This is a genomic window from Brevibacillus brevis, from assembly GCF_001039275.2.
Lineage (GTDB): Bacteria > Bacillota > Bacilli > Brevibacillales > Brevibacillaceae > Brevibacillus > Brevibacillus brevis_C.
Window position 1 is genome coordinate 3,964,293 of the sequence record NZ_CP030117.1, and the last position, 19,083, is coordinate 3,983,375.

Below are 19,083 nucleotides of genomic sequence, written 5' to 3' on the forward strand. Positions count from 1 at the left end.
AGTCAATAAAAAAATTTTTATCAACGGAATCAAAAGCGGCCAGCCTTCTTGCATCCAGGCTGGCCTTTTCCTATATTTTTACATCGTCTGTTCCCTGTCCTCAATGGTTCCCATCTTGTAGATGTCACTGACCAACTCCTGCGTCGTAGCAAGACCAGCCGTATATTCGTCTGCCTCTTGATAATAAACAGCACCGCCTGCATCCTCCGTGCCCAACTCTCTTGCTCTGGATCGAGCCTGATCCTTATCATCACCTGCCATTTTCGTTCCTCCTTTCTTTTGGTTTCTATTCGCTATAGTTTGTACAGGAATCTCCAGATTTACCCGAAAAAAAGACGCCTTGCCCAATCGAGGGACAACGCGTCTTTTGTAAAGGAACTTATTTATTGTTATCGGATTCAGGTGCACTCATTGTCCAACCAGCAGCTGGAGCATTTACAGGAGTGATGCGATTCGTGGTAACAAATTGATCTGTTCCTGGCATCATTGTCCATCCAGCTACAGTAGAGATTACTGGTACGTATTGGCCACTCACCATTACGAACTCATCTTTACCTGGCATCATCATCCAGCCACCTTGTTGAGTCAGCCCTTGAATTGGGTTAACTGTTTGTGGAGCTACTGGTTTTGCTTCTGTTGTAGGTGCAGGTGTAGTTTCAGTTGCAGGCTTTTCTTCAGTCGCAGGTGCTTCAGTAGCTGGCTTTTCGTCAGTTGCAGGTTTTTCTTCTGTAGTCGTTGTTGTTGCTTCTGTTGCAGTAGTCGTTTCAGTAGCTTTTACTGCCTCTTCTGCAAATGCAGCTTGTGTAAACAGAGCTGCTCCTAAGATACAAGAACTCATGATCAGTGTGCTTTTCTTTTTCATATGTGTACACTCCCATTCCCGCGGTACACACTTTTGTCTTGCAAGAATGTCCCCAGACCCGAACTTGATGGCCATGTCTATATGGACTGCTGCATTTTCCTGAGGAAATACGTAAACTGCTCTAACTCGTCGTCGTTCAGATTCTCCAGCAGCTTTCCTACCAGTGCTCTCCTGTCGCACAAAAGTCCTTCCAGAGTCGGAATCGCTTGTTGTGATAATGTAACCCACACTACACGTCGATCTTGTTCGTCTCGGACACGGTCGATAAAACCAGCCTTCACTAACCGATTAAGCGCAATGGTGGTGGCACTATTGGACAGTTTCAAAATGGTCGCCAGCTCAGAAACTGTGCTTCGTCCTTTTTGATGTAGCACTCGTAGTAAGATAAACTGCTTTGGACTGATTGACTCCTCTTCTAGCCAATTGTTAATAAAGAAACGAGCAATTTCGACAAATACTCGATCCAGTTCCTCAAGTTTACTGGCACGGGACATATTGCTCACGACATCACCTATTTTCGGAAAATTAATAATATAAGTACTTTTACTATAAAACTATATAGCCTAAGTACCGGAAGATCAAGAGAACTCCCAAAATTATTTCTTTTCACGAAAGATATGTATGAGCCAGACAAAGTGTTTACCACTTAATATTTTTATTGTAAAACTTATTTCAAGAACATCTTAACTCAAACAGGAAAAACTGACAATAGGTAAGCTTGCAAAATAATGTTACGACTTTTTCAGTTTTACCCAAGAGCCAATTATTTCCTTGAATCATCTTTCGTATCTATTCGTAAAGCATGTATAATGGGAAGACAGCCTTACACACACGAGGCATTTGACTCAGGCATATTTGCCACAGAAACCACATACATAGGAGAATTTCAATGGAACAAACCAACCCTACACCAAAATGGAAAGTAGAATTGCTCGATTGGTTAAAATCGTTTGTCTTGATTGGCGGATTGACTGCCTTTATCTACGTATTTGTCATGGCCCCCTACGTCGTCCAAGGGCGTTCCATGGAAAGTACGTTGCATGACCGCGAGCGCGTCATCGTCAACAAAGCGATTTATTACCTCAAAGAACCGCAACCTGGCGATATCGTCATCATTCATCCAGATGCAACTGGGGACAACTGGATCAAGCGCGTGGTGGCAGTAGCTGGTGACACCGTTGAAGCCAAAAATGATCAAGTGTATGTCAATGGCCAACCTCTCAGTGAAGAGTATTTGGTCGAAAACAAGCTAAAAGCTTCTACAGCAGGTGTGACGTTAACCGAAGATTTTGATCCTGTGAAAATTCCTGAGGGCAGCGTGTTTGTCATGGGGGATAATCGTAACAACAGTATGGACAGCCGCGTCATTGGCCCTGTTCAACTGGATCATGTAGTTGGTCGTGCAGAGGTCGTATACTGGCCGCTGTCCCAGATTCGCCTCCCACGTTAACATGTATTCAGGTAGAAAAAAGCCGCTCCTTAACGGGGCGGCTCTTTTCGTTTCGATGACGTTATTTGTGAGCAACTGCCGCTTCAGAAAAATAATCCTCCAAAGTAAGACCACCTGCCATAATTTCTTTCGCCATCTCTTTCCCTACATAACGCAAATGCCAAGGCTCATACGCATATCCAGTCGTATCTTCCTTGCCTTTCAAGTAACGAATGACGAACCCAAAGTCTGCACAGTTGGCTGCCAGCCATGTTCCTTCAGGTGTCTCAGCAAATGATTCTTCCAAGCGTGTATTTGCATCATATCCGGACACATCCATAGCCAAGCCGGTCTGATGCTCGCTCTTTCCAGGTACGGCACTGTAGGCAGCGGCATGTTCAGCACCTTGCGTCCTTACATACGTTTCGTACAGCGATTTTTGGGTCTTATACGAGCGATAGCCAGAAACGGCGTACAGTTCAATACCTTCTGTCTTTGCTTTGGCAAACAGTTCTTCTAATGCTTGTGCGGCTTCTGCTCTCAGCAATCGCTTCTCAACTTTTTCATCAAAAGGAAACGGCACATTCGGCTCTACCAAATCCGGCGGAATATAATCGGCAGGCAATGCCCGCTGTTTATTTACGACAACCGAGAGATCTGTTTCATTCGTAACGGTTGGCACTCCATCCACATCTTTTATCGTCTCTGCAAGAGATGCCCGTTGGGGACGTGCTGTCTCCTCGTTATTTGGCTCAACTGTCGTTGACTGCGTTCCCTCTCCCGCGGACTGTTCATTCGACTCGCTGGATAACAATCCACTTAATGAGGGAGGTTCACATCCACTGAGTAGTGCTACTGATAGTGCTGCGACGATCGCAAGGCTGCTGGTGCGATTTTTGTTCATGATCGATCCTCCTGGTTCCTTACAGACACATATGTTCTGCTTTACCTTACCATGGAGTTATACGAAAGAAAAGGTAGATAGGTCACACTTTTTCGGTGATATATTCCTCGTTTAGGTTTTTGACAAGCACCGGTAACCATTCATCCAGCGACCAAAATGGGAAGCCCGCGGCTTTAGCCTTACCGTTATCCATGTAAAAGGATGCTACAAATCCAAAGGGAGATGCATCAGAAGCATCTGTCGTTGGCTCCATTCGGGCGGGTTTTCCGACGGTTTCCCCAATCATCTCCATCAACTCAGCAAGCGAAACAGTCCCATCAGAGCACGCATTCACTGGCCCTGTTATGGACGTTGTCGCCACCCATGCCAAAAATTGAGCTGCTTCCTGTGCATGTATGAAGCACATCTTGGCAGCGGGATTCGTGAGACCAATCGGTCGTTCCTCTTGCACATGCTCAATATGAAACCATAGTCGACGGGTGTAATCGTCTTCGGCTAGCACAATCGGAAAACGAACAGCTACAACAGGGAAGGCCTTCTCCTCAAAAAAGACGGCTTCTGCTTGACGTTTGCCTTCTTGATAGGTCGTCTCGTCTCTTGTTTTCCGGTTGATTTCATACGTGAATGGATCAAATGCTTCTTCCTGTAGTGGTTCCTCTGCATAATCGTAGACGGACAAGGTAGAGGTCAAAACGTACTTACCCACTTTCCCCCGAAAAACCTTACACGCATCCATTGCATTTTGAGAGGAATAACAGATGTTATCGTATACTACGTCCCACTGCTCTTCTCCCGCAACTGCCAGTGAATGGACGTCATCACGATCAAGCGTCATTCTTTTGACAGAGGCAGGCAACTCCACTTGGGTAAGCCCCCTTGTTGCCACCGTTACGTCTGCCCCAGCTTCAACAAGAAGCTGGACCAATCGCTTTCCAAAAAATCGCGTTCCTCCGAGTACAAGTACCTTTTTCATTTTTTGCTACACCCTTTCCTTGATTAGCCTACTTTTTGCGATTCAACTCGATGGACCGCTCTCCTTCCTTCCACATGACTGTATAGCCCAGCTTCTCACCAACTTTTTTGACAGGCAGGTAAGGAATTCCCTTCACCATAACCATATCAGACTGGAAGGACGTTACTTTTTGTCCCAACCCTAACAGCAACTTGTTGGCGTGAACATACGCGACTCCATCTATCATCACTTTTTGCTCTGCTGTATATGGGTAGACATTGCCGTTGACTAATAAGTCAAAGGGGCCTTCTTTTTCTTTTGGCGACTGGATTGGCTGAGCAGCCGTATACGCGATGGCATCGACACCGAGAACAGTACCCTCGCGTGTGTTATCCGCTCCGCCGTACATTTTTCCCGTTTCATAATCGTACACAATCGCTTGGACGTTACCAATGTTCGTCGGTTCCTCGGCAAAGACGTGACCTTTTGCCATCAATTGCAGGATGACATCTTGGTCAATGCCCGCCTCCCACGTCACATTTGGGTAGCTGCTAGAAAAAATACGTGGTGCACGGATGGCATCCTCAATTTCCATTCCATGATCGATCACATTGAGAATCGTCTGCGATACGGAGGCGATAATCGTGGAGCCACCAGGTGAGCCAATTGCTAAAAAAGGCTTCCCGTCTTTTAGCACCATAGTTGGCGTCATGCTCGAACGCGGGCGCTTGCCGGGCTCGACCTGATTGACACCGCCAGGAATCGCGTCAAAATCTGTAAGCTCATTATTGAGCATGAAGCCGTAACCCGGAACCATCACACCGCTTCCAAAAATATCTTCAATGGTCGTCGTATACGCGACGATATTCCCCCATTTGTCCATCACAGAGAAGTGCGTAGTCTGCTTGACCGGAGATTGATCTCTCAGTTTTATGGACACCTCTGGCTTTTTGCCAGGATCGTGCTTCCAAGGGTCTCCTGCCACTACATTGGCATTCGCTGTCTCTTCACGAATGAGCTGACGCCGTTCCTTGATGTATTCGTCTGCAATCAGCCCCTTTTTCGGTACCGGATAAACGTCCTCGTCCGCCATATACGCCGCCCGATCTGCGTAAGCGAGGTGGTTTGCTTCAATCAGATGATGCAAATAGGCTACCGACCCGATTCCGTCCTTTTTGTTATCGTAGCCTTCCATCAGCTTCAAAATCTGAATCAGCGTCAAGCCGCCAGAGCTGGGTGGTGCCATCGAAATCACTTCATATCCGCGATACATGCCACGGACTGGTTCACGCTCTTTTACTTGATACGCCTGCAAATCATCGAGTGTCATGGAGCCACCCGTCCTTTGTACCTCCTCGACGAGGGCCTTGCCAATTTCCCCTTCATACAAGGCATCCGAGCCTTTGTCGCGGATGATCTTCAACGTTTTCGCCAATTGGGGCTGAATCAGCATCTCACCTTCTTTGAGTGGAACGCCGTTTGGCGCAAACACCTGTGCGGCCGTCCCGTGCTTCTTCAGCTTTTCCATGGAATTGGCAATAAATTGAGCAGACACCCAGTTGACGCGTACTCCTTTTTCCGCCAGTTCAATCGACGGTTCTATCACTTTTCCCAGGTCCCATGTCCCATACGATTCCAACGCCTGTTCTACACCTAGCAATGTCCCTGGGATACCTACGGCCTGACCGCTCGTATGTCTCTCCTCAAATGGGATCGGCGTACCATCTGCCCGCAAAAACATATCGGGAGTCACTTTGGCAGGCGCCACTTCCCGGCTATCTATCACGGTCACTTTGTTCTGATCCTTCATGTAAATCATCATGAAGCCACCGCCGCCGATACCGGACATATACGGTTCTGCCACATTCAGAGCAAATTGGATCCCAGCGGCAGCGTCAATCGCATTGCCACCCTTTGCCAAGATATCTCTGCCGACCTGCGCCGCTGCTGGATGAGAGACCGCGACAATTCCTTTTGTAGCTCCTTGCACACCTGCTGGCACACCTGGGACTTTTCCCACCGCAAGATGAGGAAACGAGAGCACGGAAACAATCGAGAGGGCAACCACCATCCCTTTTTTCATGCGATCCCTCCTATTCCATTTCATTAACTTCTTCTATTATTATAATTTTCAGCATTTTTTAAGGTCAACCCACATTCACAGTTGCCTAGGCAAACTTTTCTCTACAGAAAAAAACACTCTTCTGCAGCAAGACTTGTCGTCTTCACAGAAGAGTGTTGCGATTTTTGCTTATGGCATGACGACCAGATTGCTCACCACGCGTCGTTCTTTGCCGCCAGAAGGCTTGTTCAACAGCTTGCCATTGTAATAAAACGCACTGGAGCCGCCGCCGTCGAGGTTATACGCATCCACGACATGCCACTCTTGCAGCTTTCTTTGCGCTTCCTCCAGCGTAACACCATTACTCCAGCCATCTCGTCTTCCATCAATGACAATCAGCAGTAAATCGCCGTTGTCGAAATGGCCGATCAGCGTTCGCGGTTGACGCGCATTCGCCCAATCACGAGGAATAGGCAATCGCTTTCCGTCTTGCAAGAGACGCGGCAAAAAGCTCGCACCCTGCAATATCCCTTGTTGCGTAATTTGCGCCTGCGTCTTGATGTTTGTTCCGACCAGATGACCTTTGTTGTTAAAACCGACAAAGCTCAGCTTCGCATTATTGGAAAAGGTACGAATCTTGCCGTCAACAACCGTAATGCCTAACGGAGTCAGATTGCCCTGCTTGTCCGACATAAAGCCGCCTGCATTGATCGCAAGAATGGCTCCTGTACGCTTACCAGCTTGACTCGTCGTTTCTCCCTTACTTTTCACAGAGTTGTTGGCCAGCACCATTTTCAACGCTTTCGGATCATTGAGGCGAACTTTGGCCATATAACCGCGGTATCCGCCTTCTTGCAGGGAATAGACTTTCACTGTCGAGTTTTTCCCGAAGTGTTGACCGATCGGCTTGCCAAGCATGTTGGACAAAATCGTGTCCAATACATCCGCAGATTTTTGTGTCTGGGATTTGCTCGCTTCAAGTGCGCTGCTGATCTTCTTGTTTTGTTGCTCGTATTCTTTCTGTTCCTTTTTCGAGCGATCCCGGATGTCTTCGATGACGAATTCTACATTTCGAAGCTGCACCTTGGTGTCGTTGAGCCGTTCCCCCAGCTCATCTGCCTGGCTCTTCGCTACGGCAGAAGGGAGCTTCAGGCCTTCTGTCTGGAGCTTGTCCACTGGATTGTCCAGCGCAAAAGCGACCAAAAAACCGAGAGCAGGCGCCAACAGAAAGAGAAAGAAACGGTTTATCTTACCAAGCACGGGCAGCATCCTCCAATTTTTTCAGAGATGCTTTCAAATCAACCAGCTGTTTGTTGAGCTGGTCAACCCGATCCTGCAGAGCTTCTTTGGTCTTGTTAGTGCCACCAATGGTTTCACCAGTCAATGCCAAATCTTCTTCCAGATTTCCCAGACCCTTCTGGACATTTTGCATTTCTTCCTGCACCAGAGTCAATTGATCTCCCAATGCCTTCATCTGCTTTTGATTATCTTCTTGCATTTGATCAATTCGTTGGTTCACAAATTGCTGCTGCTTGTCCAACGTATAAACAGCAAAGGCATATCCAGCATAGGCAAGTCCCACCCAGACCAGAACGGCCAAAACGATTGGTAGTAAAGGGCGCTTACCTTCTGTCTGGGAGGGAATCAATGCCTGAAAAAGGCTGCCTCTTCTGCGTCTTCCTTTCTGCTTCCCGTTTGCCGGGAGTGGCAGTGTGGGTGACGAAGTCGATGACGTTCCCATGAATTTGTCGTCCATCGGCTCCCTCCTCCTTTCTGTGGCATAGAGTGAGGTTTCATTATAACATAGAAAGTTTTTGAAGCAGCATTTTGCTGAATAATGGAAAAATACGTCGAGAAAAGAAAATACCGCCAATATTTTTTGGCGGTACTTCGCTTTATTTTCGGAGTTGAAATTCGTGTTGCAGCTGATTGTGCAGTCTTTGCAAAAACAGGATCGGGTCTTCCTTGGTATTCTGTTCGTCGACAAGCTCTAATTTTTTGCGCATGATGCTGGCAATTTGATTCCCGAGTTCATATTTTTTCGCGTGAGATAAAGAAGTTAGTCTGCTGATAAAGGAGGAAAGCAGTTGCCAGTCCTCTCGGGTAATCGCCTGTTTTTGGCGCTCGTCAAGTACGAGTAGCGCATGATTCAAATCAAAGCCGTTTGGCTGTTTGTCTTTCTTTTTCTGAAAAAGAGCCGATCGCTGTCCTGACTCCACCACGACAATTGTGCCCGCTACCATATCGCCAATTCGCTTATCACGGGGGTGGAAAAAGCATACGAGCGCCCCGAGAAAATAACCTGTTGGCATTGCGTCAATGATGCGAAACAGATTCCGGATCGTCGAGGAAACAAACGTCGCAGGCTGTCCGTTATCACGGATGACCCGTATTCCCACCAGCCTTTTGCCAACAGTCTGACCGCCCCAGAATGCTTCCTGTAACCAATAGTAGCCAAAATTCACTACGAAGATTACCAGGAGGACGATGGCCAACGTGTAGTTGCCAGAATCCAGGAAAAAATCATCTTCATTTCCAAATAAAACTATACCAAACAAAATAAATACAGTAAGATTAACCAGGAGCAAAATTCCTGTATCAATCAGCATCGCAGTGGCACGGCTGCCTAGACCTGCCGTCTGAAATCGCAGCATCACATGCTCGGGCGTCACGACAGACGCTTCTCGATTAGCCCCACTGACGTATGTCGGTTCATTCATGATGTTTTTCTTCCCCCCTCGAAACTTTGAGGTTTTTTCGAGTTTTAAACACGCGCTATTGTAAGGAGGCATTATACATGGATATTACCTCGTTTTGGCACAAGCATAAAGCCTCTTGGGCCGAACTGGAACAATTAGTGGAGCGTTTTACCCGACAACCTCGGCACATCAGTGCTACCGATATTGATCGCCTGACTCAGCTGTACAAGAAAACGTCTGCTCATTTGGCCTATGTACGCTCCTACCATCCTGCAGACGAGATCACACTCTACTTAAATCAACTCGTCTTACGTGCACATAATTTGGCTTACAAGCAGCGAACAGGCAGTTGGCAGCAGCTCAAGCATTTCTTTGGTAGCTACCTGATGGGTCTCGTACATAAACGAATGAGCTTCATTGGTGTGGCAGCGCTTCTCTTCATCATCGGTAGCATTTCTGGCTTTGCCGCTGTTATGGTCGATCCACTTAATCTGTATTATGTCTTGCCACAAGGGATGGCTGAGCAGATCGATCCATCCAGGCTGGGAGAAGGGCACGACTCACTCGACAATCCGGTCATCTCCACAATGATTATGACCAACAACATCAAAGTTGCGATGCTGGCCTTTGTCAGTGGAATAACATTCGGAATCGTTCCTATCTACCTTCTCTTGTTCAATGGCCTTCTAGTTGGAGCTTTAGCAGCCGTCTACTATCAGGCAGATAGCAGCTATGCGTTTTGGGCCTACATTTTGCCACACGGCGTGATCGAGCTGACAGCCATCTTTATTGCTGGCGGAGCAGGTCTTCATATGGGGTACCGCCTGCTTGTGCCCGGACGCTACGCACGAAAACATCAATTTTTGGAGGCGGCAAAAGAGTCTGCACATCTCCTATTGGCTACGATCCCACTCTTGTTCATCGCGGGAATCATCGAGGGCTATATTACTCCTTCGAGTCTCTCTCTCGAGGCCAAGTACATCGTAGCTGTCGGCACGTTACTTTTGCTGATTGCCTGGTACCTTCTCGGATACAGACCCGATTCTCACAAAGCTTCTCTTGATTTGATGTCCAAATAAGTATTGATAACCGTCAGCGTCAATTGATCGGCCGGAACGTCCAGTACCTGGATACCCGCGCCGATCATTTTTTGTTGAAACGCCCTGCGATCGAGCTGGAACCTTTGAGCTACCGCCTTCGTAAACGCCAAGCTACTGTTACTCGTGTCTATATGACTCCATTCATGCAGAAGCGGATCTGCCAAAGACAGCAGCAAGAGCAAATGTGAACGGCGCATCCGCCACAAATAATTGCTCAACTGATCTTCGACGAGGTAGTTTTCCATATCTGAAAAAAGAACCACCAAGCTCCTTCTCTTCTGCTGGCGATTCAAAAATTCAAGCGCCTTCGCCGGATCAGCCTCTACAAAATCACTCGTCAGGTTGTAGGTTGCCTCCAAAAGGGTGTGCAAGTGGCGCAGCCCTCTGCCTGGAGGTATGTACGTCTTGATCTCATGCGAATAGGCCAGTAGCGCTACCTGATCTCCTTGGCGCAATGCCACTGCCGCCAACGTGAGCGCAGACTCCAGCGATCGATCCAGTCTCGTCTGGTTATCCAGCTCGACGCCCATCAGCCTGCCACAATCGATCAGAATGGTAATCACCTTGCCATGCTCTGGTCGATATTGGTTCGTCATCAGACGTCGGGAGCGTGCTGAAGCTGACCAGTTAATCATCCGAGGATCATCGTCAGGCACGTAATCGCGGATTGCATGGAATTCCGTACCCGCTTTCGCCCTGCGCATGATTTTTTTCCCGTCGACGATCAGGCTCTCCTGCAACGAAGCCAAATAGCCACGAACGGCTGAAAGGTCAGGGTATACCTTGATCGTTTGTTCACACGCAAAGCGGCTTTGGCGATACCACAAGCCGAGCTTGCCATGCCACCGCATGTAAAGCCAGCGGAACAAGTACTCTCCGCGTTCTTTTCCTCTTGTTTCAAAACGTATGTTGGTTAAGGGTTGCTCCATCACACCCGTGACCGGACCTGCTTCTTCAAATGACAGCGGAAGATCATCCACGATGGAGTATGCAACGGTTTGCCCGCTTCTGTTCGCAAGCTCAAGCTCAATCGAAAACGATTGTCCGATATCTGTCTGCTCAGGCAAGATTCGTCGGATCGACAAGTCTTTCCGTTTGGGGATGGTAACCCAATCCAAGATACTAGCAATCACGAGTAAACCGTTGTACAAAAAGAATGTCGAATAGCCAATCTCCAGTAGAAATCCGACGATCGCGATGGGTGTGCCTAGCAAAACTGCCACAAGCAGTCGCTTGGATGGCAAGACAAAACGGTCTGCCAAAAAATCAGCGAGGAACTGGAATAGCCGCCAGCGTCTCTTCGATGATGTGGTCACTGGTACCCCCCTCCAATTCTACCTGCGGTGACAGTATGAGTCGGTGCCGCAATGCAGGGCGGGCCACCATCTTCACGTCATCAGGCGTCACAAACTTGCGATTGTCCAAAAGTGCCCAGGCTTTGCTCGCCATCAACACAGCGATTCCAGCACGAGAGCTGGCACCTAAGAGCAAGCGTTTCGTTTCGCGTGTATTGCGAATCAGTGTCGTAATGTACTCCAAAATCGAATCATCCACAACCACTTCTTCTAATTGGCGTCGTTTCTCCAAAATATCCTCCCATGTAAAGAGCGGCTCTTGATTACGCTCGTGGCTACGCTTGTAGGGAATATGTTTGGCGAGGATTTGTTTTTCATTTTCATGCGAAGGATACGACATTGTTAGCTTGAACAAAAAGCGATCGAGCTGAGCCTCCGGCAACACGTACGTTCCTTCGTACTCCACCGGGTTTTGCGTGGCGACGACGAAAAACGGATCTGGCAAAGGATAGGTGACACCATGAATCGTCACTTGCCCTTCCTCCATGGCTTCTAAAAGAGCCGCTTGGGTTTTCGGCGGAGTCCGGTTGATCTCGTCCGCCAGCAATAAGTTAGCGAAAACAGGACCTTTGATTGTCTCAAACTGGTTCTGCTGCATATTGAACACCACATGACCAATAATGTCCGATGGCATCATGTCAGGCGTAAACTGGACGCGCTTGCTCACGCCCCCCATCAATTCCGATAAGGTCCTTACCATTTTCGTCTTTCCGATACCAGGTACACCTTCTAGCAAAACGTGTCCACCGGCAACCAAAGCTGTTAACAGTAACCGAACATTTTGCCGCTGACCAACCAGCTCTTTTTCCATTTGTTGCAACAATTGCTCCACGGTCGTTGTCACTCCTTCTCCAGACGCTTCGTAATCTCATCCAACAAAAGACTGTCTGCAAGCAAGCTCTTCGGCGAGTATCGCCCTTCGTTTTTTGCCTGTTCCAGTCGTTCCAGCAGATGAGCGAATTTCTCTACCTCTTGATTTGTCCATCTTGTTTTGGCATATCGCATGATTTCCACACGATCAGCTCGCTGGTGCACTCCCCACCGATCGTGCAACAGTTGTCGCATGTACGCTTCTCGATGGCGTAACGCATCCTGTGCCAGCCCTCTTCGCTCATACCAGCTAGACACGGCGAGCAACGTCTCATCACCACGGCGCACCGTCCATTCCCTAAGCGTATAGACCGGTCCGAAACGTTTTCCTCTCCACCACACATATAGCAAAAGCAGGATACTGAGTTGAATGCAGGCAGCTATGAGCCAGCCCGGGTAGATCGCCAGAAAACCTGGTTTTTCCTGCAAGCCGTGATGGTATTCGTCTACCCAAAGAACCGACCAATCTCCTTGTACATACGGCCAGATCGCTTCAAAGTGCGAAAGTCGATGAATTTTTTGATTGGTTAGCCATTCCGGTACGAGAAAAAACGTAACACTGCCATCTCCCACTTCTGTTCTTCCTCCGAGTATCCCCTGATCGTCGTAGAGAAGTGGCTCCATGTCGTCATCTTCTAAAAATCTCAATGAGGTCTCTGCTTTGCCCATGTACCTTCCCTGGACGAGAGGTCCCTGAATGTTTCGCTCCTGATTTTCTTTTTCCCGGATGTACTCCGTGTAAAAGGGAAGGTCTTCCCACTCTGGTCTCGAGTGAAAGAGAATTAGGTCATTGCCTTCACTGACCCAATCCAGAATATCTATCTGTTCCTCTGGCATCAGTCTTTCCGGCTCTACTATGAGCATGGCCTGCCCAGTTGCTGTTGGTAAAAAACGCATAGGCTGCCGCCATTCCTTGACCTGCTTGCCTTTTTCCTCCAGTAGTACGAGCACAGCCTTGATTCCGCTCGGCTGTGCAGACGAAGCCAAGTACGGTGGGAGAGGTTCAGCAGTAGGCTTCACGATCAACCAGCCCACGATGACGAGCAGCAAGGTAGCCACAACGATTCCGACACGATAGGTGCGCAAACTATCCATGCTGTCCCTCCTCGCGCCAGATGCCTTCCAGTTCGTTTACACGCTTCCAGAACGATGCTTCGTCAACAAGTGATTGCCCGTACCAAACAGCGTCGAATTCTCGTGCGAAGCTGCCGAATACATCGCGTAAGCTCGGTTGATTTGCCTCAATTTCTTCTGCGTATTCCCAATTCGTTTTCCATTTCTCCACACGAATCCATGACTTCATTTGCAAATATACCAACAACGCCAAAAACAACGAGCGTTCTCCTTCCCGCCATTCTCCTCGCGCTGCTTTTTCTTTCGCATCACGCAAATAATCTGCATGAGAACGTATTTTTTCACCGTCCATAAACAACGGTCGATGCTTCTTTTGTACCCAAATCATTCTGCGGAATAACCAGTAAATGATGCCGACCAGTCCCAGTACAGCCATAATGAGCACGAGAGTAGATACGGTATTAGCCGCACCAGTTGGAATATGGGTCCACTCAAAAAGATCGGCGAGCAACTCGATCACAAACTCTATCGCCCTTTGAATCCAGTTCTCTCCACTACCTTGTGGCAAATTGAACTCGTCTCTGGCTAGAATCTCTTGTAAATGCTCCTTGTCATCTACCCAAGGACTCGTGCTAATCATGTGTAACTCCCGGCTCTTGTGCAGGAATAGGAGTTGCTGGTTCTACTGGTGCAGATGTGGCAAGCTGACGGCTTACTAACTCTTGTAAATCTGTTCCTTCTTTTCTCACGCGCAGATCAAAGTAAGCCAAAGCGTACACAATGGCCATCCAAGGGGTCAAGAGGCAGGTAAGTGCAACCAGAATCATTTGCGCGAGGATAGAGGTACCTAAGACACCAGTGAGTACTAATTGCATACCGCTAGAGAACATCGAGTAGATCACACTGAGAACAACAAAAAGACCGAATAAACGCCAAAAGTTTCCTTTTGTCATATTCCAGCTTTGGCCGATTCCGACACCATCGCGTTCGAACAGAACGAGCGGCATATAAAAACCCCAACGAATTAAGAAATAGCCCGGTACGAGCATCATCCCAGCAATTAAGAATAAATAGCCAAATAAAACCAGAACGATCATAAGTACAATGCTGCCTTCATCTGACGGATCAAACAGGGTTTCTAATGTCATTCCACCGGCGAAGGCGAACATAACGAAAATTAATCCATATACGATGACAAATGCTGTCGACACTGCAAACGCGATTACTCCATATAGGAAAGTACTGCCCGCAAGCGGCCAAAATCTGCGAAGTGCCCCCTTCAAGGCATCTTTTAAGCTCAAGGTCTCTCCCTCGAGAGCAGCCTTCGTCAGTAAAATCGAACCGGAAATCATTTGCGGATAGGCGATGATCAACAGGATTGGCGCGACAAGGAATATGAATATGAGCAGCATCGGAAGGCTCTGTGTCATAAATTCTTCTTGTCCGGCAAATCTTGCGCCTAACGATTCTGCAAAATCCATACCTTCTGTATCTTGTGCAAGCAAAGGCACCCTGGTCAGATCAACCAAAAGCAGTTGCTGCAGGAGTAACAATGGACCGAACCAAATTAAAGCCAACAAAAAGAATGCTCCAAAATGCTGGCGATACACAGAAAAGCTCTTGTCCAACAGCTTCCCCACTCCCATGGGGGCAATCGGCGTACGATTCATGAGAAACCTCCATCTTTCTTTTTGAGATTACCTGATAAGTATACACGATTTTCCTGCTTTTTTAAAAAAATCATCTAATTTTGCTAATGTTTTCCTGCCTGATTTTGTCAAATCAGGTGTTAGTCCAATACGGTCGTCCCCCTGCTGAATATGATATTGCATTGATAGTAAGGAGGTGTTGCCTTTGAAAGCATCTAGAAAGAAGAAGCTAAAAGCAAACCAAGCCCGCTGCCGCTGCAAGAAGCGATCTACCAAACGCAAATCCAATAGTCTGCTCAGGCAATTACGCCGTTTTGTCCGTATCCACGTTCGCGCACCTCGCGTGAATGTGACCACCCCCATTCCACAAGTAGAGGCACCTGTTGTACAAGTAGAAGCTCCTGTTGTACAAGTAGAAGCGCCCGTTGTACAAGTAGAACCGCCTGTTGTAAAAGTAGAGGCACCTTATGTACAAGTAGAAGCTCCGAAGCCAATCGTCATCCCGGCACCATTAGTGAAGGTAGATGTCGAATCGGAAGAATCAGCGGATCAAGTCTGTATAGAAGGGCTTCGTCAAGAACTCAGCAAATGTATGAGAAACGATCAACTAGTGGAGGTCTTACTGACGACCGATTGGGGATCTGAGAGTCGTTCTTACCGAGTCGGCAAGCTTCTTAGAGTGGACGAAGGAATCATTGAATTACAGACCGTAACCTCATCGCGAACAAACGGAGCCTCTATTCTTATTCCTCTCACCCACATCGTCGCGATAATTCCGAATGCAGAACCCAATTGAACAAGCTGATATTCTGCGAGGCTTTAGGATTACCTGAAGATGCGGGGAGTCTGTGCGTAGTAGATTCCCCGCATCCTCTCCCATTTTGTACAATCGCATGTTGGACAAGCCCTTTTGTTCAGACAGGCCTGTCCACTCTAGCAGGGCACTGCACGACGTCCCGAAGGTATGAATAAACGCCCACTTCTCTGATCTCTCAGGGAAGTGGGCGATAGCATTCACTTTTGGGTTCTACCTACCCGTGTTGTTCCATACGTCTAGCACATCTCTTGCGACTCGATCCCATGTAAATCTTTGTTCGGCGAGCTGTCGTCCGCTTCTTCCCATTTGACGTTGGAGATCGCGGCTGGACAATAGTTGTTTCAGCTGTACAGCAAACGCTTGAGGGTCCTCCGGCTGCTCGACCAACAGTCCATTTCCTCCGATGATCACCTCAGCATTTCCACCCCGTTTTGTCGTGACAAAAGGCAGACCGGCAGCCATCGCTTCATAATGGACACGTGCTAGTGGTTCCTCCCATTGCGAAGGACAGACAAAAACATCCCCCGCCCAGAACCAGTGGTGAATCTGATCCGCTGGAACAAATCCCGTAGTAATAACGGGAACAGGCGAACGATTCGCTAATGAGCGTACATATGCTGCATAGTCACTGATTTTATTTTCTCCGTACCAGGACCCTCCAACCAAAACGAGAGCGATGTTGGAATGGTAGGAGCGGAGTTCATTCATCGCGCGAACCAGAATATCGGCACCTTTTTTCGGCGTCAATCGTCCTACAAACAAGATCACTTGTTTATTGCCCAGATTGTGCGTCGCCCGAAGTTCCTGACGAATCTTTTGCGCCGTTTTGGAGCCTTCTACTGGAACGAATGTTTCCAAATTCACTCCTGAATAAATCGTACGAAGCTTGTTTGCGGCTTCGGGATATAGCGAGGCAATGACTCGGCCGACATAATCACTGATGGTGATGATGCGTTCTGTTTCAGCAACAGCTCTAGCAGCTTCTGCCTGCCCTATTTTTACCGGATCAAACATATCATTGTGCATACTTAGAATAATACGTGCGTTCGGGCATACTTCACGAATGATGGGAACCATCCGCGGTCGGTTAAAAACATGGATGACATCATAGTTGTTCGCACTCAGGAAAGCGGCTACTTCGCGTGCATAAATCTCGAACACACCTTGCCCATCTACTCGCACATAACGCGCATTGCGAACTTGTTCATCCTTCGGTAGCGTGGGATCCGACGTTCCCAGGATAGTCAGCTCGTGATGACTCCCCAGAATATCTGCAATCCCTGCAATATAAGTCTGAATCGCTCCCCCTCGTATAGGAGGGACTGGCAATTTTTCTGTACAGACCATGATAACTTTCATCCGTATTCTCCTTTCCCGTTCCGACTTCTTACATTAGTTGCCTCTCGTCTTCTTCGATATTTGACGCTGCTTCTTCATCTGATTGTTGATGAATTTACGGCTTAGTTTCGCCGTCTTGGCAACCTTTTTGCTCTTGTTGGAAGTGACGGTCCGGGACTGCTGTTTAGATGTCCACACAGTTCCTTTTTTGTTTTTCCCCGCTTGACTTGCGGGTTTTGCTTTTGGTGATTTGTCCTTTACTTCGATAGAGACCCGTACTTTGCTTAAAGGCTTACTCGGCTTTTTACTGCTTTTTGAGACAGCAGAGCTCGTTGCCCGCTTTTTGTTTCGACTATCGAGTTTTCGTGCTTCACTTGTATCGAGTGGCGCTGATAGCACAAACGGAACACTTCCCGAAAATGAGATCCGACCTCTGCGGGCTGTGCTGCTACTTTCCACCTTTGCCCCTTCCTGCTTGCTTTCTTGCGGTTTATATAGCGCTTTCTCGGAAGTCGGACGGGAACTGGCTACCTTGTCGGTTACAGGCTTTTTGTCTTTGGACTCCTTGGGTTTGGACTCTTTGTCTTTGGATCCCTTGACCTTTGACTCTTTGTCCTTAGACACTTTATCCTTAGACCCTTTGATCTTCGTAGACTTTTTGTCTTTCGGTTCCTCGACGAGAGCCTCTGTTGTTGGTGTGGATACTGCAACAGGTAACAATTCCTTGATATCGGATGCCAACCTTTGTGGTTCAACCACTTCCGTTATTTGATCATAGTTGCCCGGTTGGTATTTGCTGATGTCTTTCGCGAGTTCTGCCAATGCTGCATCTTTTGTTTGATCCCCCGTCAAAACTCGCTGCAGAATACCTTCTGCTTCTGTCGACAAGAAGGTGGCTGGATCATAAAACATCTCTTTGAGGTGCTTATAAAATTCGTTTGGCACTGCCATGTCATTCAAGAGGACTTCAAACGATTCGCGATCCAGTGGATTCGCCTTATGATAGGCTTCGATCATGCCACGCATCCAGGAGACATCCCAGACTCCCATATCATCCATCGTACTGGTGATGAGCTTGCGCAAATCCCGAAACGGCAAATCGTACGACACGCCATCCAAGTCGATGACCCAAAGCCCTCCAGGACCATTTTGACCATTTGACCAGCCGTAATCTTGGTGCACCAATCCCCAGTGCGCCTCTCCCATCTTGATCATTTTCGGATAGGCAGAAGCTTTTAATTTCTCTAGGGCTGCCCATGCTTGCTGTTCATAGCGATCGATGACAGCCAAAATAGATTTACTTGTTGGGATTTCACTGTAGGCTTTTGCTACTTCCCGCATCCATCCGATTTTTTTGGCAATCTTTTGATAATGATTGGGCCAGCGATATAAGCGGGAAGAGTTTTTGGCTCCTGTAGGCGGAACGTAGCCTTTCGAATGACGATGGAATTCACCAAGACCGTAGCAAAGCTCTTGCGCGCCTACCAAATCTACTTTTGTTGCCGGCTGCAAGGCAATCCAATCGGTAACAATCCAGAGTTTCCCACCTTTTTCTACATAAAGACTGCCATTTCGGGCAGGAATCAGTGCTGGTACCCTTGCCCCCTGTTTGACGACGTATTCTTGGAAAGCCACACTATAGAGACTGCGTTCAGGCGTACGGTGCAGTACCTTTAGGCTACGCGGACCTTTATCTGTCTCGATGCGCCAAATCGCCCCGCCTTTGTCTGGCTTGGAAGTAATGAGCGTACGACTCTTCACTGACATGTCATACTCTTTGATCACTTGATCTGCGATCGCATCTACTTCCGGTGGCACTGTCAAATCCCAGTTAGCCGGCGTTTCCACATTCCCTTCTCGGGTATCCCATGGCTTAATCACATATTGTTCCATTCCATTCCCCCCACACTTCTGTGGTGATGCCTTCGTCCTTCTCCATAAGCTATTCGCTATGTCCTTTTCTCGAACCGGA

General features: G+C 47.9%; 19 protein-coding genes. 3 read left to right on the forward strand and 16 right to left on the reverse strand.

Going from position 1 to position 19,083, the window contains the following annotated elements; genetic code table 11:
- Nucleotides 1-78 precede the first annotated feature (78 nt).
- The 3 genes from AB432_RS18985 to AB432_RS18995 all read right to left on the reverse strand — a co-directional run bounded on the left by AB432_RS18985 (nt 79) and on the right by AB432_RS18995 (nt 1,365).
- Complete coding sequence (locus AB432_RS18985; RefSeq protein ID WP_048033602.1) at nt 79-261, reverse strand: DUF4025 domain-containing protein; 183 nt, start codon at nt 259-261, stop codon at nt 79-81.
- A gap of 118 nt (nt 262-379) precedes the next feature.
- Nucleotides 380-862 carry a hypothetical protein gene (locus AB432_RS18990; RefSeq protein WP_048033603.1) on the reverse strand — a complete coding sequence of 161 codons (483 nt, stop codon included), beginning with the start codon at nt 860-862 and terminating at the stop codon, nt 380-382.
- Nucleotides 863-939: 77 nt separating this feature from the next.
- Entirely contained in the window at nt 940-1,365 is a 426-nt protein-coding gene (locus AB432_RS18995) for a MarR family winged helix-turn-helix transcriptional regulator (protein WP_048033604.1), read from the reverse strand.
- A gap of 386 nt (nt 1,366-1,751) precedes the next feature.
- Here AB432_RS18995 and lepB point away from each other — a divergent pair, with 386 nt between their 5' ends.
- On the forward strand, nt 1,752-2,312 hold the full coding sequence (gene lepB, locus AB432_RS19000; RefSeq protein ID WP_048033605.1) for a signal peptidase I: 561 nt from the start codon (nt 1,752-1,754) through the stop codon (nt 2,310-2,312).
- Nucleotides 2,313-2,373: 61 nt separating this feature from the next.
- Here lepB and AB432_RS19005 read toward each other — a convergent pair whose 3' ends face one another.
- From AB432_RS19005 to AB432_RS19030, 6 genes are all read right to left on the reverse strand, one after another.
- Nucleotides 2,374-3,195 carry a M15 family metallopeptidase gene (locus AB432_RS19005; protein WP_048033606.1) on the reverse strand — a complete coding sequence of 274 codons (822 nt, stop codon included), beginning with the start codon at nt 3,193-3,195 and terminating at the stop codon, nt 2,374-2,376.
- A gap of 82 nt (nt 3,196-3,277) precedes the next feature.
- Nucleotides 3,278-4,168 (reverse strand): NAD-dependent epimerase/dehydratase family protein, encoded by an 891-nt coding sequence (locus tag AB432_RS19010; RefSeq protein ID WP_048033607.1) that lies wholly within the window; start codon nt 4,166-4,168, stop codon nt 3,278-3,280.
- 28 nt (nt 4,169-4,196) lie between these two features.
- Nucleotides 4,197-6,230, reverse strand: coding sequence for a gamma-glutamyltransferase (gene ggt, locus AB432_RS19015; RefSeq protein WP_048033608.1), 2,034 nt, complete (start codon nt 6,228-6,230; stop codon nt 4,197-4,199).
- A 168-nt stretch (nt 6,231-6,398) separates the two neighbouring features.
- On the reverse strand, nt 6,399-7,478 hold the full coding sequence (locus tag AB432_RS19020) for a phosphodiester glycosidase family protein (RefSeq protein ID WP_082195963.1): 1,080 nt from the start codon (nt 7,476-7,478) through the stop codon (nt 6,399-6,401).
- Complete coding sequence (locus AB432_RS19025) at nt 7,459-7,965, reverse strand: coiled-coil domain-containing protein (RefSeq protein ID WP_048033610.1); 507 nt, start codon at nt 7,963-7,965, stop codon at nt 7,459-7,461. Before AB432_RS19025 ends, AB432_RS19020 begins: the two co-directional genes overlap by 20 nt.
- 139 nt (nt 7,966-8,104) lie before the next feature.
- Entirely contained in the window at nt 8,105-8,929 is an 825-nt protein-coding gene (locus AB432_RS19030) for an RDD family protein (RefSeq protein ID WP_048033611.1), read from the reverse strand.
- Nucleotides 8,930-9,006: 77 nt separating this feature from the next.
- Here AB432_RS19030 and AB432_RS19035 point away from each other — a divergent pair, with 77 nt between their 5' ends.
- A complete protein-coding gene (locus AB432_RS19035) occupies nt 9,007-9,987 on the forward strand; it encodes a stage II sporulation protein M (RefSeq protein ID WP_048033612.1) in 981 nt (326 codons plus the stop codon).
- Here the strand turns inward: AB432_RS19035 and AB432_RS19040 are convergent.
- From AB432_RS19040 to AB432_RS19060, 5 genes are read right to left on the reverse strand one after another with little or no spacing between them, the layout of a single operon-like run.
- Nucleotides 9,954-11,324 carry a DUF58 domain-containing protein gene (locus AB432_RS19040; protein WP_048033613.1) on the reverse strand — a complete coding sequence of 457 codons (1,371 nt, stop codon included), beginning with the start codon at nt 11,322-11,324 and terminating at the stop codon, nt 9,954-9,956. The genes AB432_RS19035 and AB432_RS19040 overlap by 34 nt on opposite strands.
- Nucleotides 11,275-12,195, reverse strand: coding sequence for an AAA family ATPase (locus tag AB432_RS19045; protein ID WP_048033614.1), 921 nt, complete (start codon nt 12,193-12,195; stop codon nt 11,275-11,277). Before AB432_RS19045 ends, AB432_RS19040 begins: the two co-directional genes overlap by 50 nt.
- 8 nt (nt 12,196-12,203) lie before the next feature.
- Nucleotides 12,204-13,328 (reverse strand): DUF4350 domain-containing protein, encoded by a 1,125-nt coding sequence (locus AB432_RS19050; protein WP_048033615.1) that lies wholly within the window; start codon nt 13,326-13,328, stop codon nt 12,204-12,206.
- A complete protein-coding gene (locus tag AB432_RS19055; protein WP_048033616.1) occupies nt 13,321-13,947 on the reverse strand; it encodes a DUF4129 domain-containing protein in 627 nt (208 codons plus the stop codon). The genes AB432_RS19050 and AB432_RS19055 overlap by 8 nt, the downstream gene beginning before the upstream one ends.
- Nucleotides 13,940-14,977, reverse strand: coding sequence for a DUF7847 domain-containing protein (locus AB432_RS19060; protein ID WP_048033617.1), 1,038 nt, complete (start codon nt 14,975-14,977; stop codon nt 13,940-13,942). The genes AB432_RS19055 and AB432_RS19060 overlap by 8 nt, the downstream gene beginning before the upstream one ends.
- A 175-nt stretch (nt 14,978-15,152) precedes the next feature.
- On the opposite strand from AB432_RS19060, the gene AB432_RS19065 reads away from it, so the two are divergent.
- Nucleotides 15,153-15,752 (forward strand): hypothetical protein, encoded by a 600-nt coding sequence (locus tag AB432_RS19065; protein WP_235617501.1) that lies wholly within the window; start codon nt 15,153-15,155, stop codon nt 15,750-15,752.
- Nucleotides 15,753-15,983: 231 nt separating this feature from the next.
- Here AB432_RS19065 and AB432_RS19070 read toward each other — a convergent pair whose 3' ends face one another.
- Together AB432_RS19070 and AB432_RS19075 are read right to left on the reverse strand one after the other, a co-directional pair.
- Nucleotides 15,984-17,132 carry a glycosyltransferase family 4 protein gene (locus AB432_RS19070; protein WP_048033619.1) on the reverse strand — a complete coding sequence of 383 codons (1,149 nt, stop codon included), beginning with the start codon at nt 17,130-17,132 and terminating at the stop codon, nt 15,984-15,986.
- 33 nt (nt 17,133-17,165) lie between these two features.
- Nucleotides 17,166-19,004 carry a CotS family spore coat protein gene (locus AB432_RS19075; RefSeq protein ID WP_048033620.1) on the reverse strand — a complete coding sequence of 613 codons (1,839 nt, stop codon included), beginning with the start codon at nt 19,002-19,004 and terminating at the stop codon, nt 17,166-17,168.
- Nucleotides 19,005-19,083: the final 79 nt, after the last annotated feature.

What these genes read in the sequence shown, in the direction of transcription:
- AB432_RS18985 (WP_048033602.1), bottom strand. Translation starts at nt 261, where the DNA reads ATGGCAGGTGATGATAAGGATCAGGCTCGATCCAGAGCAAGAGAGTTG.
- AB432_RS18990 (WP_048033603.1), bottom strand. Translation starts at nt 862, where the DNA reads ATGAAAAAGAAAAGCACACTGATCATGAGTTCTTGTATCTTAGGAGCA.
- lepB (WP_048033605.1), top strand. Translation starts at nt 1,752, where the DNA reads ATGGAACAAACCAACCCTACACCAAAATGGAAAGTAGAATTGCTCGAT.
- AB432_RS19005 (WP_048033606.1), bottom strand. Translation starts at nt 3,195, where the DNA reads ATGAACAAAAATCGCACCAGCAGCCTTGCGATCGTCGCAGCACTATCA.
- AB432_RS19010 (WP_048033607.1), bottom strand. Translation starts at nt 4,168, where the DNA reads ATGAAAAAGGTACTTGTACTCGGAGGAACGCGATTTTTTGGAAAGCGA.
- ggt (WP_048033608.1), bottom strand. Translation starts at nt 6,230, where the DNA reads ATGAAAAAAGGGATGGTGGTTGCCCTCTCGATTGTTTCCGTGCTCTCG.
- AB432_RS19020 (WP_082195963.1), bottom strand. Translation starts at nt 7,478, where the DNA reads ATGCTGCCCGTGCTTGGTAAGATAAACCGTTTCTTTCTCTTTCTGTTG.
- AB432_RS19025 (WP_048033610.1), bottom strand. Translation starts at nt 7,965, where the DNA reads ATGGACGACAAATTCATGGGAACGTCATCGACTTCGTCACCCACACTG.
- AB432_RS19030 (WP_048033611.1), bottom strand. Translation starts at nt 8,929, where the DNA reads ATGAATGAACCGACATACGTCAGTGGGGCTAATCGAGAAGCGTCTGTC.
- AB432_RS19035 (WP_048033612.1), top strand. Translation starts at nt 9,007, where the DNA reads ATGGATATTACCTCGTTTTGGCACAAGCATAAAGCCTCTTGGGCCGAA.
- AB432_RS19050 (WP_048033615.1), bottom strand. Translation starts at nt 13,328, where the DNA reads ATGGATAGTTTGCGCACCTATCGTGTCGGAATCGTTGTGGCTACCTTG.
- AB432_RS19055 (WP_048033616.1), bottom strand. Translation starts at nt 13,947, where the DNA reads ATGATTAGCACGAGTCCTTGGGTAGATGACAAGGAGCATTTACAAGAG.
- AB432_RS19060 (WP_048033617.1), bottom strand. Translation starts at nt 14,977, where the DNA reads ATGAATCGTACGCCGATTGCCCCCATGGGAGTGGGGAAGCTGTTGGAC.
- AB432_RS19070 (WP_048033619.1), bottom strand. Translation starts at nt 17,132, where the DNA reads ATGAAAGTTATCATGGTCTGTACAGAAAAATTGCCAGTCCCTCCTATA.
- AB432_RS19075 (WP_048033620.1), bottom strand. Translation starts at nt 19,004, where the DNA reads ATGGAACAATATGTGATTAAGCCATGGGATACCCGAGAAGGGAATGTG.